Genomic DNA, 13,777 nt, shown 5'->3' on the forward strand with positions numbered 1-13,777 from the left:
TCCGGTACGGCCCGGCGCGCGAGGTCCCGGTCGAGGTGCGCGGCGCCGGCCAGGCCAGCCGCCAGGTCAACAACTTCTGCGCCCCGGACGCCTTCGACTGCGACAAGCTCGTCGCGGTCGAGGTGCTCACCCCCGGCGGCAACTGGTCGTCCTACCCGCCGCACAAGCACGACACCGCCTCCGAGCGCGAAGCCGTACTGGAGGAGATCTACTACTTCGAGGGCGGCCCCGGCTACCAGCGGGTCTACGGCACCCACGACACGCTGGCCGAGGTGTCGGGCGGAGACGTGGTGCTGGTCCCGCACGGCTACCACGGCCCGTCGATGGCGGCCCCCGGCTACGACCTGTACTACCTCAACGTGCTGGCCGGGCCCGCCCCCCAGCGGTCCATGGCCTTCTGCGACGACCCCCGGCACGCCTGGGTCCGCTCCTCCTGGGCGGAGCAGGCGGTCGACCCCCGGCTCCCCATGACGAAGGCGTGGCGTTGACCTCCTCCCGGGACCGAAGCCCCGGCTCTCCGCGCCGGAGGTGTCCGGCCGGTGCTCGGCACGCCCGACGCGGCGCCCCGGCCGGCCGGCGTGCCGCAGGCGCGGCGGGCCCGTCTCCCCGGCGGGCGGACCCGGCGCCCCCTACCTCTGCGCGGTGAGTTCCGGATCCGGCTGGAAGCCCCTGGCCAGCGGCACGATCAGGGCCACCACGACGGCGGCGGGCACGAACGCCATCCGCGCGTCCACGGTGTCGTTGACGGTGCCGACCACGGCCGCGCCGACGAGGAAGCCGACGTAGTTGAACATGTTGACGCGCGCGATCGCCGTCTCGGCCCCGGCGCCGAGACGGCCGGCCGCCGAGAACGACTGCGGCGCGATGATCGACAGGCCGATGCCGACCAGGCCGAACGACAGGACGGCCACCAGGACGCCGGGGGCGGCGACGACGCCGAGCGTGCCCACGACCGCGATCACCGCGCCCACGCGGACGACCGGGGCCGGGCCGTACCTGCGCACGGCGAAGTCCCCGGGAACCCGGGCGAGGAGCATGGCCGCCTGGTAGACGAGGTAGGCGAAGGGCACCAGCCAGCCGCTCGCCGACAGCGCGCTCTCCATGTAGACGGTGCCGTAGTTGGAGACCGCCGCGTCGCCGACGTAGAGGAACGCCATCGCCAGGCAGAGCGGGATGATCGGCCGCCACGGCACCCTGGCCGCCGGCCGCGCGTCCCGCGCCGTCGCCCGCTCCCCCTCCCGGTCGTAGAGCCGGGGAAGCATGATCGCTGAGATCGCGGCACCGATGGCCACCGGGATGGAGAACGACCAGCCCAGGTCCGTCCCGAGCGCGGTGAAGGCGGAGTTGAACCCGGCGCCCAGCATCGAGCCGACGCTCCACACGGCGTGGAAACCGGTCAGCACGCTCATGCCGTAGCGGCGCTCGACCGCGACGGCCTGCATGTTCATCGCCGCGTCCACCGCCCCGACGAACAGGCCGAACACGGCGCTGAGCGCGTACAGCCCGGCGAGCCCGCTGTTCCATCCGGACAGGGCCACGACGGCGCAGACGCCCAGCTGGGAGATCCGCAGGACCGGGCCGCTGCCGTACCTCGCGGCCAGGGGGGCGGCCACGACGCTCCCGACGCCGGCGATCACCGGCACGAGCAGCAGGACGAGGGTGAGGTCGCCGTCGCTCAGCCCGAACCTGTGCTGCAGGTCGATCACATGGGTGAGCAGGGTGGCGAAACAGAGACCCTGGACGAAGAAGGCGGCCCAGGTCGCCACTCGTGCTTGTCTGTCGCGTGGGGTCGGCACTACGACCTCCGGAGAACATGAGGGGGGTTCAAGTTCTCGTCAGGGTAGGGGCGCCGTCTCCGCCGGTCAATGGCCGGTCACCCGGGTCCGCGCGTTAGGGTGCTCGTGTGAGGGCGGGAGCTGACCGGCGCAGGGGTTATCCGGCCGGGGAGGCGCGGAGGGAGCGCATCCTGGCCGTCGCGCTGCAGGAGTTCGCCGAGAACGGCTACCGGGGAGCCTCCCTCGCCCGCGTCGCCGAGCGGGCCGAGCTCTCCCAGGCCGGGCTGCTCCACCACTTCGGGAGCAAGGAACGCCTGCTGATCGCGGTCCTCGACCACCGCGACGAGCTCGACCTGCGCCGCTACGACCTCGGCGGCGTGCGCACCGGGGCCGCCGCGCTCGGCGTCCTGGCCGACGTGGTCGAGTACAACTCGCGCGTCCCAGGGCTCGTCCAGCTCTTCACAGTGATCGCCGGTGAGGCGGTCACCGCCGGCCACCCCGGCCACGACTGGGCCCGCCGCCGCTACCGGCGGCTCCGCGGCGAGGTGACCCGGGCGCTGGGCAGAGCGGTGGAGTCCGGCGAGTTCCGCGCGGGCATCGACCCCGAGGCCCACGCCGACCGGCTGATCGCCATGATGGACGGCCTGCAGAACCAGTGGCTCCTGGACCCCGACCGGGTCGACATGGCGGCCGTCTTCCGCGGCTATGTCGACGACCTCGTCATGCTGCTACGGCCCTGAGAGCGATTATCGTCGAAGGGTGGACAGTTTCCCGCCCCCGTCGACCCGCAACTCCGCGCGCCCCCCGCGCCCCGGCGAACTGCGTGCCGGAGACGCCGACCGGGACCGGGTGGCCACCGTGCTGAGCGACGCGCTCGCCGACGGCCGTCTGGACCACGGCGAGCACGAGGAACGGCTCCAGGCGCTCTACCGGGCCCGCACGCTGGGCGAGCTCGCCGCGCTGACCGCCGACCTGCTCCCGCCGGAGGCCCAGCCGCTGCGGACCGACGACGGCCCGGTGATGGCCTTCTTCGGCTCGCAGGAGCGCTCGGGCCGCTGGGTGGTGCCCACCCGCTTCTCCGCCACCGCGATCTGCGCCAACGTCACGCTCGACCTGCGCGAAGCGCTGCTCCAGTCCGGCCACGTGACCCTTCAGGTCACGGTGATGGCCGCGACCCTCACGCTGATCGTCCCGGAGGGCGTCCGGATCGAGATGCCCGCCTCCGCCATCATGGGAGGCAAGAAGAACCAGGTCCCGCCCTCGCCCGACGGCCCGCTCATCGAGATCACCGGGCTCGTCACCCTGGGCAGCATCGTCGCCAAGTCGCCCAAGCGTCCCCGCCGGCCGTGGTTCCGCCGCTGAACCGCGGCACCACGGGCGGCGCCGGACGGCTCAGCTCGCGTTGTCGAAGTTGATCGCGCTGTAGGCGCGCAGCTTCCAGAGCTGGTGCTCGCTCTCGATCTTGCGGATCGTGCCGGAACGGCCCCGCATGACCAGGGAGCTGGTGACGGCGTGGCCGCCGCGGTAGCGGACGCCCTGCATCAGCTCGCCGTCGGTGATCCCGCTGGCCGCGAAGAACACGTCGTCGGAGCGGACCAGGTCGTCGGTGCTCAGCGTGGCGTCCAGGTCGAGGCCGGCGTCCAGCGCCCGGCGGCGCTCGGCGTCGTCCTGCGGCCAGAGCCTGCCCTGGATGACGCCGCCCAGGCACTTGAGCGCGCAGGCGGCGATGATGCCCTCGGGCGTGCCGCCGATGCCGAGCATCAGGTCGACGCCGGTGCCCGCGCGGGCGGCCATGATCGCTCCGGCCACGTCGCCGTCGGTGATGAGCTTGATCCGCGCGCCGGCCTCGCGGATCTCCCTGATGATCTTCTCGTGCCGGGGCCGGTCGAGGATGACCACGGTCACGTCCGAGGGCTCGCCCCCCTTGGCGCGCGCCACCGCGGAGATGTTGTCGGCCACCGGAGCGTTGATGTCCACCGAACCGGCGGCCTCGGGACCGGTGACCAGCTTGTCCATGTAGAAGACGGCCGACGGGTCGTACATCGAGCCGCGCTCGCTGACCGCGATGACCGAGATCCCGTTGGGCATGCCGAGCGCGGTGAGCCGGGTGCCGTCGATCGGGTCCACGGCCACGTCGCACTCGGCGCCGCTGCCGTCCCCGACATGCTCGCCGTTGTAGAGCATCGGCGCGTTGTCCTTCTCACCCTCGCCGATCACCACCACGCCGTTCATCGAGACCGTGTTGATCAGCTGGCGCATCGCGTTCACCGCGGCGCCGTCGGCGCCGTTCTTGTCGCCGCGCCCGACCCAGCGGGCCGCGGCCATCGCCGCCGCCTCGGTGACCCTGACCAGTTCGAGGGCGAGGTTGCGATCAGGTGCGTGTGCGCCCGTGGCGAGCGCGGCAGGTACGGACGTCTGATCGGACATGGCGAGGAGCCCCTCTCGTGGATTACTGCAACGATCGTAGTTGCACCCTTCTTGCCGGATGGCGCGGGATAATGTGTGCACACCATGAGTAGCGACACGGAACGGCTGGTGACAGGCGTGACTGCACGGACCTCCGAGCGTGGTGCCGCCACGCGCGTCGCACTTCTCACAGCGGCCAGGGAGATCTTCGTCACAAGCGGCTTCGCGGAGGCCGGTGTCACCGAGGTGGTCTCCCGCGCCGGGGCGAGCGTCGGCAGCCTCTACCACCACTTCTCCGGCAAGGCCGACCTCTACCTGACGCTCTTCGAGGACTTCCAGACCCGGCAGACCCAGCGGACCAAGCAGGCGGTCCAGGAGGCCCGCGCCGAGGGCGAGACCGACCCGATGCGGCTGTTCATCGCCGGCGCACGCGCCTACCTGGAGGGCTGCCTGGCCGAGCGCGAGCTCGCCGCGCTCTTCCTGCGCGGCGACGGGCCGCCCGGGTTCGAGGTCATCATGCGCGACCGGCTCCGTCAGTGGGCCAAGCGCAACGCCGCCCTGTTCGAGGGCGACGAGGGCGCGCTGGTCGTGGTCCTCACCGGCGCGCTCGCCGCCGCCGTCTCCGAGGTCGCCCTGTCCGAGGACGAAGACGCCTCCCGCGTCCTCGCCGAGGGCGTGCTGGACATCATCGGCCAGATCAGACGCCCCTGAGGCCGGACCGCGCCCCCGAGCGGCTAGTCTCGACAGTCGTGGAACGGTTCACTCAGGGTTTCTACGGCTACGCGGTCGCGATGCTGGTCTGCCTCGCCGGCGTCGGCGTCTTCCTGCTGGTCACGCCGCAGAGCAGGACCGAGCACCTCCCCAAGGTCGACTTCTCGATCGACGTGGCCAACATGCGCCGGGACGCGCCCTACGAGGTGTGGTCGCCGGAGCCGGCGCCCGCCGGCTGGGTCCCGACGAGCTCACGGATGACCAAGGAGAAGGGCGCGGTGACCTGGAAGCTCGGCTTCGCCACCGCCAAGCGCCCCGAAGCCGCTACGCGCTCCCACGCGATGCTCGTCCAGAGCGACGAGAAACCGGCGGCCGAGTTCGCCAACCGGATGGCCAACACCAGCGAGGTCACCGGCAGCGTCCAGATCAACGGCGAGACCTGGGAGCAACGCCTCCGCAAGGACAAGGACCAGCGCTCCCTCGTCCGGCTCCTGCCCGACGTCACGGTCGTCGTCACCGGCACCGCCCCGTGGGAGGAGCTGTCCGCCCTGGCCGGATCCCTCAAGCAGCAGGTGAAAGCCGCCTCTTAGCCGGAAGACGGCCGCCCTCCAGACGCTCCTGCGGCCCGTCAAGCGGGAGTCGCCTCCTGACACGGCCCGGCGGATCGGCGGGATCGGCGGGCGAGAGCGGCCCGCCGGCCGCGGTCCGGCCGGTCAGAAGGGCGCGTCCCCGGCGGGGTCGGGCTGCCGGCGCTGCGCCATGGCGGCGGCGAGCTTCACCCGGGCGCCCTGGAGCCACTCCTCGCACAGCGCCGCCAGCCTCTCGCCGCGCTCCCACAGCTCGATCGACTGCTCCAGCGTGAGACCGCCCGCCTCCAGACGGCGGACCACCTCGGTCAGCTCCTCGCGTGCCTGCTCATACGACGGTGTCTTCTCATCGGCCACATCCACCACCCTAGAGGGCGCCACCGGGGAACGCTCCGGACCACGGACCTGGGAAACTACCTGGATGAGTGTCCGCGCCGCGATCCACGACGACATCCCCGAGCTGCTCCGCCTGCGTGAGATCCTGGCCGACCGGATGGCCCAGGACGGCAGCTACCCGGTCGACGGCGACTGGCGGCGGGCCTACGCCGACAGCCTCACGGAGCGGCTGGGCAGCGACGACACGGCCGTCTACGTGGTGGACGCCCCCAGCGGGGGGCTGGTCGCCTGCGGGATGGGCCTCATCTTCGAGCGCTTCCCCGGCCCCAGCCTCCCCGACGGCCGCTACGGCTACATCCAGGGCATGACCACCGACCCCGGCCACCGGCGCCGGGGACACAGCCGCGCGATCATGTCCAGGCTCATGGAGTGGTATCGCGGCAGCAGGATCCAGCGCGTGGACCTGCACGCCACGTCGGACGGCGAGCCGCTCTACCGCGAGTTCGGCTTCGTCGACGACGGCCACCACTACCCCTCGCTCACCTGGCGGGATCCCTCCTGACCGTCACCCGGTCGTCGGGGAACCGGATCGTCAGCTCGTCGCCGGGGGCGACGTCGGCCGCCCGCCGTACGACGTCGCCCGTGGGGCGCTGCACGATCGCGTAACCGCGCTCCAGGGTGGCGGCGGGGGACAGGGACACCAGGCGGGCCCGCAGGTGCTCCAGGGAGTCCTGGGCGCGGTCCAGGGAGCCGGTCAGCGAGCGCCTCGCCCGGTCCCTGAGCTGCTCGGCCTGCTCGGCCCTGCGCTCGATCTCACGGACCGGGTCTGCCAGCGAGGGGCGGGAGCGGACCGCGGCCAGCCAGGCCGTCTCACGCTCCAGCCACCCGCCCGCCACCCGCCGGCCCCGATCACGGAGCTGGCGGATGAGCGTGAGCTGCTCGCCGACGTCCGGCACGATCTTCTTGGCGGCGTCCGTGGGGGTGGAGGCCCGTACGTCGGCGACCAGGTCGAGCAGCGGATTGTCCTGCTCGTGGCCGATCGCGCTGACCACCGGGGTCCGGCACGCGGCCACCGCCCGGACCAGCGCCTCGTCGGAGAAGGGCAGCAGGTCCTCCATCGACCCGCCGCCCCGCGCGATCACGATGACGTCGACCTCGCCGTCCGCGTCGAACTTCCGCAGAGCCTCGCCGACCTCGGTGACCGCGTACGGCCCCTGCACGGCCACCGGCTCGACCTTGAACCGCACCGCGGGCCAGCGCCGCCGCGAGTTCTCCAGCACGTCGCGCTCGGCGGCCGAGTCACGGCCGCAGATCAGCCCGATCGTGCCGGGCAGGAACGGCAGCCGCCGCTTGCGGTCGACTCCGAAGAGCCCCTCGGCGGCGAGCACCTGGCGCAGCCGTTCCAGCCGGGCCAGCAGCTCGCCGACGCCGACCGGCCGCATCTCCAGCGCGGTGAACGCGAATGAGCCCTTGTTGACCCAGAAGTCCGGCTTCAGATGCATGACGACCCGGGCGCCGTCCACCGGCCGGGGGACGGTCGCCTCGTAGACGCCACGGGGGCAGGTGACCCGGGCGGACACGTTGGCCACGGGATCACGCAACGTCAGGAACACCGTGCCGCCGCGAGCGGTCAGCTCGGTGATCTGCCCCTCCACCCAGACGGTGCCGAGCTTGCCGATCCAGCCGCCGACCATCTGCAGCACCGTGCGGACGGGGAGCGGCTGTTCCGGTGTGGTCTTGGAACTCATGGCCGGGAGCCTACGCGCCGGCTGCCGCTATTCCGCCGCTTCCAGCTTGGCCAGCCGGTTCTCGTACATCCGCACGACCTCCGCGCGGACGGTGGTGGCCCGCTCGTAGGCGAGGAACTCCCGGATCTGCTCGGCCGTCTTGCCGCGCATCCGGGCACGCAGGGACGCGACCGTCAGCTGTCCGTAGCCGGGCATCGGCTCGGCGGGTACGGTGACCGCCTCGACCGGCTCGGCCACCGGAGTGGCGACCTTGGTCTCGGTGACCTCGACCAGCGCGGCGTCAGCCGCCTGGGGCTTGGCGGTCTTGACCTCGGTGACCTCGATCCCCACCGCCGCGGGCGCGGGAATCCCGGTCTCAGCGGCCTCGGCCTCGGCGGCCTTGGCGGCCTTGGTGGTCCTCGCGGCCTTGGCCGGCTCGCTCCCGGTCGGCTTGGTGGCCTCGGCGGGCTTGGTCTCGGTTGCCTCGGCGGCGGGCTTGGTCTCCGGCTTGGTGGTCTCGGCGGCCTTGGCCTCGGCCGTCTCGGCTGCGGCGGGCTTGGTCTCGGGGAGCTTGGTCTCGGTCGGCCTGGTCTCCGGCTTGGTGGTCTCGGCGGGCTTGGTCTCAGCGACCTCGGTCTCGGTTGCCTCGGCGGGCTTGGTCTCAGCGACCTCGGTCTCGGCGGTCTTGGCGGGCTCGCTCCCGGTCGGCTTGGCCTCGGGCGCGGCGGGCGCGGGGCCGGTGGCGGCCTTCGGCTTGGCGGGGGTGAAGATGACCGGCTCGGGGCGGGGCTTGGCGCCGTTGGCCTCGGACCTGTCCTCCTTGGGGGAGGCGCTCTCCGGGCGCGGGGCGAAGATGACCGGCTCGCGCCGGGCCGGCTTCTCGGCGACCTTCTCCTCCGCCTTCTCGTCCTTGGCGAGCTCGTCGGCGGTCTTCGGGTGGGTCTCCTCGGTGTCGGCGTCCTGCCCGGCGATGCGCTTGATCGTGGTCCGCATGCGGTCACCGAGCAGCAGGGCCTGACCGACCCCGCTCAGCGCGGACTGCAGCACGTAGAGCGGCAGATCCTTCGCCTTCTCTTTGAACCCCTCGCGGCTGGAAAGCGCCTCGCGGACATTTCTGGTGACATTGCGGACGATGTCGGGGACTGCCATGTCGTCTCCCTGGGAGGTCTGTTTAGGCGTCTAGTCTCGCAAGACTGTGCCGTATGAGGTCATAGGACGCGTGGGCGGCCCAGCGGACACTCCACGTAGCATAAGAACATGACTTCAAAGACCCCCGCGACCCGACGCGTACTTGTGGCTAGGCCCCGTGGCTACTGCGCGGGGGTCGATCGAGCGGTCCAAGCCGTGGAGAAGGCCCTGGAGCAGTACGGCGCGCCGATCTACGTCCGCAAGCAGATCGTCCACAACACCCATGTGGTCAGGACCCTTGAGGCGCGTGGAGCGATCTTCGTCGAGGAGACCGAGGAGGTCCCCGAAGGCGCCATCGTGGTCTTCTCCGCCCACGGAGTCTCCCCGGCAGTCCACCAGGAGGCAGCCCAGCGCGGCCTCAGGACGATCGACGCCACCTGCCCGCTGGTGACCAAGGTGCACAACGAGGCCAAGCGCTTCGCCTCCCAGGACTACGACATCCTGCTCATCGGCCACGAGGGCCACGAGGAGGTCGAGGGCACCGCGGGCGAGGCGCCCGACCACATCCAGCTCGTCGACGGCCTCGACTCGGTCGCCGCCGTCCAGGTGAAGGACCCCAGCCGGCTGGTGTGGCTGTCGCAGACCACACTGTCGGTGGACGAGACGGTCGAGACGGTCACCCGGCTCAAGGAGCGCTTCCCGAACCTCATCGATCCGCCGAGCGACGACATCTGCTACGCCACCCAGAACCGCCAGGTCGCGGTGAAGGAGATCGCCGCCCAGGCCCAGCTCGTCATCGTCGTCGGCTCGGAGAACTCCTCCAACTCCAAGCGACTGGTCGAGGTCGCCGTCGACCACGGGGCCGACGCCTCCTACCTGGTCGACGACGCCTCGCTCATCAAGGACGAGTGGCTCGACGGGGTCACCACGGTCGGCGTGACGAGCGGCGCCTCGGTCCCCGACGAGCTCGTCTCCGAGGTGCTGGCCCGCCTCGCCGCGCACGGCTTCGACGATGTCGAAGAGGTCGAGTCGGTCGAGGAGAACGTCCGTTTCGCCCTCCCGCACGAGCTCCGCAAGGACCTGCGCGCCACCGTCTGACCCGACCCTGGCCGTACGGCGGCGCCGGCCGCCGCCGTACGGTGACGCCCCGCCGCCGGCCGGGTCGCTACCGGCCGGCCCCTACTGGCCCTCGCGGGGCGTGCCGTACACCTTGGGCTCGAAGTAGCCCTCGGGCTCGGGGGCGTAGCCGACGCTGTCACCACTTCTCGGGCGGGGGATGTCGGGGCCGGCGGCCCGCAGCTCCTCGCGCAGGTCGCGGACGCACTGGGCCAGGCCGCGGCGCCAGGCGACGAGCAGGACCAGCAGCGAGCCGCCGAACAGCCACGGCGCGCCGGCCGACAGCTTGGTCAGCATGCCCAGGCCGAGGGCCTGGACCGGCGAGGTCGCGCCCAGCGCCCGGACGGCCTCGGCGATCAGTGTGGCCGCAAAGAAGACCAGCGGCGGGGACACCACCAGCGAGAGCAGGTCCCGCCGGTTCACCAGCGCCACCGCGGCCCCGCAGCCGGCCACGAACATCAGGCCGACCAGCGCCGGCAGCCCGAGCAGAGCCTGCAGAAGACTGCCCAGCAGCGTGAACACCAGCACGGACGCCACCGCGCCCCGGGCGGTCAGCCGGATGCCGGTGCTCCGCTTCTGCTCACTCATATGATCACCCCGCCAAGCGCCTGCCCGTCGCGTCGCTCGTCCACCAGTCGTCCCCCTCGACCTCGGCCCCTCATCGCCAGCCCTCTCCGCTCCGCCTCCAGTGTCCGGCCGGCGGCGTCTTCAGGGAACAGCTTCTAGGGCAGGTCGTTCGTCAACTTACCGTTCAGGCGGGAGATGAGAGGCGAGCTTGGCTCCTCTTCCCCCAGCAGTTCGGGCGAGGTCAGCGTGCGCGGCAGGTCCTCGACCGTCGCGGGCGCGTCCAGTTCGGCGTCGACCAGCCCCAGGTCGTTCAGCTTGCGCGCGCTCACCAGCACCCGTGTCTCCAGGGAGCCGACCGTCCGGTTGTAGGACTCCACCGCCCTGCCCAGTGACCGGCCCATCGCCTCCATGTTCCGTCCCATGGTGCCCAGCCGTTCGTAGAGTTCCTTGCCCAGCTCGAAGACCGCCCGCGCGTTCTCGCTGAGCGCGGCCTGCTGCCAGGCGTACTGCGCGGTGCGGAGCATGGTGATCAACGTGGTGGGCGTGGCGATGTGGATCCGCCGCCGCATGGCGTACTCCAGCAGGGCGGGGTCGCGCTCCAGGGCCGGGGCGAGGAAGGCCTCACCCGGGATGAACAGCACCATGAACTCCGGCGCCGGGCTGAACGCCTGCCAGTAGGCCTTGGAGGCGAGCCGGTCCACGTGCTCGCGCACGTGCCGGGCGTGGGAGTCGAGCCGGGCCGACTGGTGGTCGGGATCGCCGGACTCGGCGGCCTCCAGATAGGCGGCCAGGGAGACCTTGGAGTCGACCACGATGTTCTTGCCGCCGGCCAGCCGTACGACCATGTCGGGCCGGAGCACGCCGTCGGGGGTGGTGACGCTCGCCTGCTCGTCGAAGTCGCAGTAGCGCTGCATCCCGGCGATCTCGGCGACCCTGCGGAGCTGGAGCTCCCCCCACCGGCCTCTGGCCTCCGGGCGCTGCAGGGCGCGCACCAGCGCGGTCGTCTGGACGCGGAGCTGGTCGTTGCTCTCGCGGACGACGTCGATGTGCTTGGCCAGCTCGGCGTGGGCGGCCCGCTGGCCCGACTGGGTGTCGCGCAGCTGCGTCTCGACGCGGGCCAGGGTGTCCTTCAACGGCTCGATCAGGTGCTCGACGGCCTGCTTGCGCTGCTCCAGCTCCCCGGCGGCCTCGGCCCGGCTGGAGGCCAGCCGGGTCTCGGCCAGCTCCAGGAACCGCAGGTTGTTGACGTCGAGCGCGCGGGCGGACAGGGCCTGGAACCGCTCGGCGAGCTGTCCCTCGACGTAGGCGACCTTCTCCTCGGCGACTTTGGCCCGGGCTTCGGCCTCGGCCAGACGGGCCCCGGCATCCGCCGCCCCCGAGGAGGCACGCGCCCGGCCCAGCAGGAATCCGATCGCGAGGCCCGCGGCGAGTCCCACGGCGAGCTGGAAAGCGAGTGCCATGACATCCACCCCGGAATGATCGCAGGCCCGGCGGCTCCTGGCTTCCCGACACGCCTTCGGTCCCGGCCCTCGCGTCCCTTTCGCACCGTCCCGCCCCCTCACTCGACGTTCTCGTACGGGCGCGGAGGGTGGGATCCGTCGGCCGCGCGCTGCCCGCGCCCGGACGGAGAAGGCCGCCCGGACCGGGGCGCGGAGGGCGCTGTCCGGCGGGTCCGGACCGCTGTCCGAGGGCTGTGAGCGCGATGTCCACCGGCCTGTGACCTGTCTACGGCGGGTAGCACTGGGTGATTCGCCGTAAACTCGGCTGACGTGAGCTTGAGCATCGGCATCGTCGGATTGCCCAACGTCGGCAAGTCAACGCTTTTCAACGCGCTGACGAAGACCGCCAACGCCCTGGCGGCGAACTATCCGTTCGCCACCATCGAGCCCAACGTGGGCATCGTCGGCGTTCCCGACCCGCGTCTGGAGAAGCTGGCCGAGATCTTCGGTTCCGCGAAGATCCTGCCCGCGAAGGTCGAGTTCGTCGACATCGCCGGACTGGTCCGCGGCGCCTCGGAGGGGCAGGGGCGGGGTAACCAGTTCCTCGCCAACATCCGCGAGACCGACGCCATCTGCCAGGTCATCCGGGTCTTCAACGACCCCGACGTGACCCACGTGGACGGTGGCGTCGCCCCCGAGCGCGACATCGAGACGATCAACACCGAGCTGATCCTCGCCGATCTGCAGACCCTGGAGAAGGCGATCCCCCGCCTCCAGAAGGAGTCCAGGACCAACAAGGACCGCAAGGCCACGCTGGAGGCGGCCGAGGCCGCGGTCAAGCTCCTCGACGGCGGCACCACCCTGTACGCCGGGGCCAAGGGGGCCGGGATCGATGTGGCCGACCTGCGCGAGCTGCACCTGCTGACCGCCAAGCCGTTCCTCTACGCGTTCAACCTCGACGCCGACGAGCTGACGGACGAGGACCTGCGGGCCCGGCTGGCGGCGATCGTCGCGCCCGCCGAGGCCGTCTTCCTGGACGCCAAGATCGAGTCCGAGCTCGTCGAGCTCCCCGACGACGAGGCGCTGGAGCTGCTGCAGTCCGTCGGCCAGGAGGAGTCCGGCCTGTCGCAGCTCGCCCGGGTCGGGTTCGAGACCCTCGGCCTGCAGACCTACCTGACCGCCGGCCCCAAGGAGACCCGGGCCTGGACGATCCGTAAGAACGCCACGGCTCCCGAGGCGGCCGGGGTCATCCACACCGACTTCCAGCGGGGTTTCATCAAGGCGGAGATCGTCTCCTTCGACGAGCTGGTGGAGGCGGGCTCCATCGCCGCCGCCCGCCAGGCGGGCAAGGCCCGGATCGAGGGCAAGGACTACGTGATGCGCGACGGCGACGTCGTGGAGTTCCGCTTCAACGTCTGACGTCTCACCGCGAGCGAACGGGCCCGGTCCTCGGACCGGGCCCGTTCTCGCATGTGGTGACGCTGCGTGACGTATTCCAGATGAATGCGCAGGTCGCGATACTCTCCCTGCCGTTTGGACAGCAATGCGTGGCGTTTGGGTAATCGGGTTACCTGTTGACCAGGCATAACACGTTTTCTTGGCGATGTGGGCAGGTAACGGGTTCTGGCAGGTTCCAGACCGGGTTTGCTCAGTCGCGAGGATGCCTGCAGCATAGGCGTGGCTTTCCTGGAACAATCGGCGAGGCGGTTAGAGTAAGTGCTTGACCATGGTTAACGGGGTCGGGAGTAATACGACACCGCGCCAACCGGGGGATGGGCGCGAGCGGAGGCAAGATGGCTCGAAGGGCAACGGTCCAGCGTGATCCTCGGATCGCTGGCGACCCTGAGCCGTCGGCGTACCCGGAGGCGTCCTACGACCCCGATCTCACCGGCGCTCCGGCGCGCGGGCGGGGTGCGCCGGTCCGGAGCCGATGGTCCGGCGGAGGCGGACGCTGGCTGATATGGACCGGCAGGGCGGTGCTCTGG

General features: G+C 71.4%; 15 protein-coding genes. 8 read left to right on the top strand and 7 right to left on the bottom strand.

Going from position 1 to position 13,777, the window contains the following annotated elements; genetic code table 11:
* A partial coding sequence (gene iolB, locus BM085_RS24520; protein ID WP_093889278.1) for a 5-deoxy-glucuronate isomerase occupies window positions 1-488 on the top strand: 488 nt, incomplete at its 5' end.
* Window positions 489-629: 141 nt separating this feature from the next.
* Here the strand turns inward: iolB and BM085_RS24525 are convergent.
* The gene (locus BM085_RS24525) at window positions 630-1,766 is read right to left on the bottom strand and encodes an MFS transporter (protein WP_245789648.1); all 1,137 of its coding nucleotides are present in this window, start codon (window positions 1,764-1,766) and stop codon (window positions 630-632) included.
* Window positions 1,767-1,903: 137 nt separating this feature from the next.
* Here BM085_RS24525 and BM085_RS24530 point away from each other — a divergent pair, with 137 nt between their 5' ends.
* Together BM085_RS24530 and BM085_RS24535 are read left to right on the top strand one after the other, a co-directional pair.
* The gene (locus BM085_RS24530; RefSeq protein WP_093889280.1) at window positions 1,904-2,515 is read left to right on the top strand and encodes a TetR/AcrR family transcriptional regulator; all 612 of its coding nucleotides are present in this window, start codon (window positions 1,904-1,906) and stop codon (window positions 2,513-2,515) included.
* Window positions 2,516-2,534: 19 nt separating this feature from the next.
* Entirely contained in the window at window positions 2,535-3,137 is a 603-nt protein-coding gene (locus BM085_RS24535) for a DUF1707 SHOCT-like domain-containing protein (protein WP_031173338.1), read from the top strand.
* A 30-nt stretch (window positions 3,138-3,167) separates the two neighbouring features.
* On the opposite strand, the gene glpX is transcribed toward BM085_RS24535, so the two are convergent.
* A complete protein-coding gene (glpX, locus tag BM085_RS24540) occupies window positions 3,168-4,202 on the bottom strand; it encodes a class II fructose-bisphosphatase (RefSeq protein ID WP_086575280.1) in 1,035 nt (344 codons plus the stop codon).
* Window positions 4,203-4,286: 84 nt separating this feature from the next.
* On the opposite strand from glpX, the gene BM085_RS24545 reads away from it, so the two are divergent.
* A complete protein-coding gene (locus BM085_RS24545) occupies window positions 4,287-4,892 on the top strand; it encodes a TetR/AcrR family transcriptional regulator (RefSeq protein ID WP_093889408.1) in 606 nt (201 codons plus the stop codon).
* A 38-nt stretch (window positions 4,893-4,930) separates the two neighbouring features.
* Window positions 4,931-5,482 (top strand): DUF4245 domain-containing protein, encoded by a 552-nt coding sequence (locus tag BM085_RS24550; protein WP_093889281.1) that lies wholly within the window; start codon window positions 4,931-4,933, stop codon window positions 5,480-5,482.
* A gap of 123 nt (window positions 5,483-5,605) precedes the next feature.
* Here BM085_RS24550 and BM085_RS24555 read toward each other — a convergent pair whose 3' ends face one another.
* Complete coding sequence (locus BM085_RS24555; protein ID WP_386450636.1) at window positions 5,606-5,845, bottom strand: exodeoxyribonuclease VII small subunit; 240 nt, start codon at window positions 5,843-5,845, stop codon at window positions 5,606-5,608.
* Between the two features lie 55 nt (window positions 5,846-5,900).
* Between BM085_RS24555 and BM085_RS24560 the strand changes: the two genes are divergently transcribed.
* A complete protein-coding gene (locus tag BM085_RS24560) occupies window positions 5,901-6,377 on the top strand; it encodes a GNAT family N-acetyltransferase (protein ID WP_093889282.1) in 477 nt (158 codons plus the stop codon).
* Here the strand turns inward: BM085_RS24560 and xseA are convergent.
* Window positions 6,355-7,563 carry an exodeoxyribonuclease VII large subunit gene (gene xseA / locus BM085_RS24565; protein WP_093889283.1) on the bottom strand — a complete coding sequence of 403 codons (1,209 nt, stop codon included), beginning with the start codon at window positions 7,561-7,563 and terminating at the stop codon, window positions 6,355-6,357. The two genes, BM085_RS24560 and xseA, sit on opposite strands and share 23 nt — an antisense overlap.
* A gap of 27 nt (window positions 7,564-7,590) precedes the next feature.
* Entirely contained in the window at window positions 7,591-8,691 is a 1,101-nt protein-coding gene (locus tag BM085_RS24570; RefSeq protein ID WP_093889284.1) for a hypothetical protein, read from the bottom strand.
* A 108-nt stretch (window positions 8,692-8,799) separates the two neighbouring features.
* On the opposite strand from BM085_RS24570, the gene BM085_RS24575 reads away from it, so the two are divergent.
* On the top strand, window positions 8,800-9,768 hold the full coding sequence (locus tag BM085_RS24575) for a 4-hydroxy-3-methylbut-2-enyl diphosphate reductase (protein WP_093889285.1): 969 nt from the start codon (window positions 8,800-8,802) through the stop codon (window positions 9,766-9,768).
* Between the two features lie 81 nt (window positions 9,769-9,849).
* On the opposite strand, the gene BM085_RS24580 is transcribed toward BM085_RS24575, so the two are convergent.
* Together BM085_RS24580 and BM085_RS24585 are read right to left on the bottom strand one after the other, a co-directional pair.
* On the bottom strand, window positions 9,850-10,374 hold the full coding sequence (locus BM085_RS24580) for a DUF6542 domain-containing protein (RefSeq protein ID WP_093889286.1): 525 nt from the start codon (window positions 10,372-10,374) through the stop codon (window positions 9,850-9,852).
* Window positions 10,375-10,508: 134 nt separating this feature from the next.
* A complete protein-coding gene (locus BM085_RS24585) occupies window positions 10,509-11,813 on the bottom strand; it encodes a DNA recombination protein RmuC (protein WP_093889287.1) in 1,305 nt (434 codons plus the stop codon).
* A gap of 309 nt (window positions 11,814-12,122) precedes the next feature.
* Here BM085_RS24585 and ychF point away from each other — a divergent pair, with 309 nt between their 5' ends.
* Window positions 12,123-13,211: a redox-regulated ATPase YchF gene (gene ychF / locus BM085_RS24590; RefSeq protein WP_086575263.1), complete on the top strand. Its 1,089-nt coding sequence runs from the start codon at window positions 12,123-12,125 to the stop codon at window positions 13,209-13,211.
* Window positions 13,212-13,777: the final 566 nt, after the last annotated feature.

The organism is Streptosporangium canum, assembly GCF_900113865.1.
Classification (GTDB): Bacteria; Actinomycetota; Actinomycetes; order Streptosporangiales; family Streptosporangiaceae; genus Streptosporangium; species Streptosporangium canum.

What these genes read in the sequence shown, in the direction of transcription:
- glpX (WP_086575280.1), bottom strand. Translation starts at nt 4,202, where the DNA reads ATGTCCGATCAGACGTCCGTACCTGCCGCGCTCGCCACGGGCGCACAC.
- BM085_RS24545 (WP_093889408.1), top strand. Translation starts at nt 4,287, where the DNA reads ATGAGTAGCGACACGGAACGGCTGGTGACAGGCGTGACTGCACGGACC.
- BM085_RS24560 (WP_093889282.1), top strand. Translation starts at nt 5,901, where the DNA reads ATGAGTGTCCGCGCCGCGATCCACGACGACATCCCCGAGCTGCTCCGC.
- xseA (WP_093889283.1), bottom strand. Translation starts at nt 7,563, where the DNA reads ATGAGTTCCAAGACCACACCGGAACAGCCGCTCCCCGTCCGCACGGTG.
- BM085_RS24570 (WP_093889284.1), bottom strand. Translation starts at nt 8,691, where the DNA reads ATGGCAGTCCCCGACATCGTCCGCAATGTCACCAGAAATGTCCGCGAG.
- BM085_RS24575 (WP_093889285.1), top strand. Translation starts at nt 8,800, where the DNA reads ATGACTTCAAAGACCCCCGCGACCCGACGCGTACTTGTGGCTAGGCCC.
- BM085_RS24580 (WP_093889286.1), bottom strand. Translation starts at nt 10,374, where the DNA reads ATGAGTGAGCAGAAGCGGAGCACCGGCATCCGGCTGACCGCCCGGGGC.
- BM085_RS24585 (WP_093889287.1), bottom strand. Translation starts at nt 11,813, where the DNA reads ATGGCACTCGCTTTCCAGCTCGCCGTGGGACTCGCCGCGGGCCTCGCG.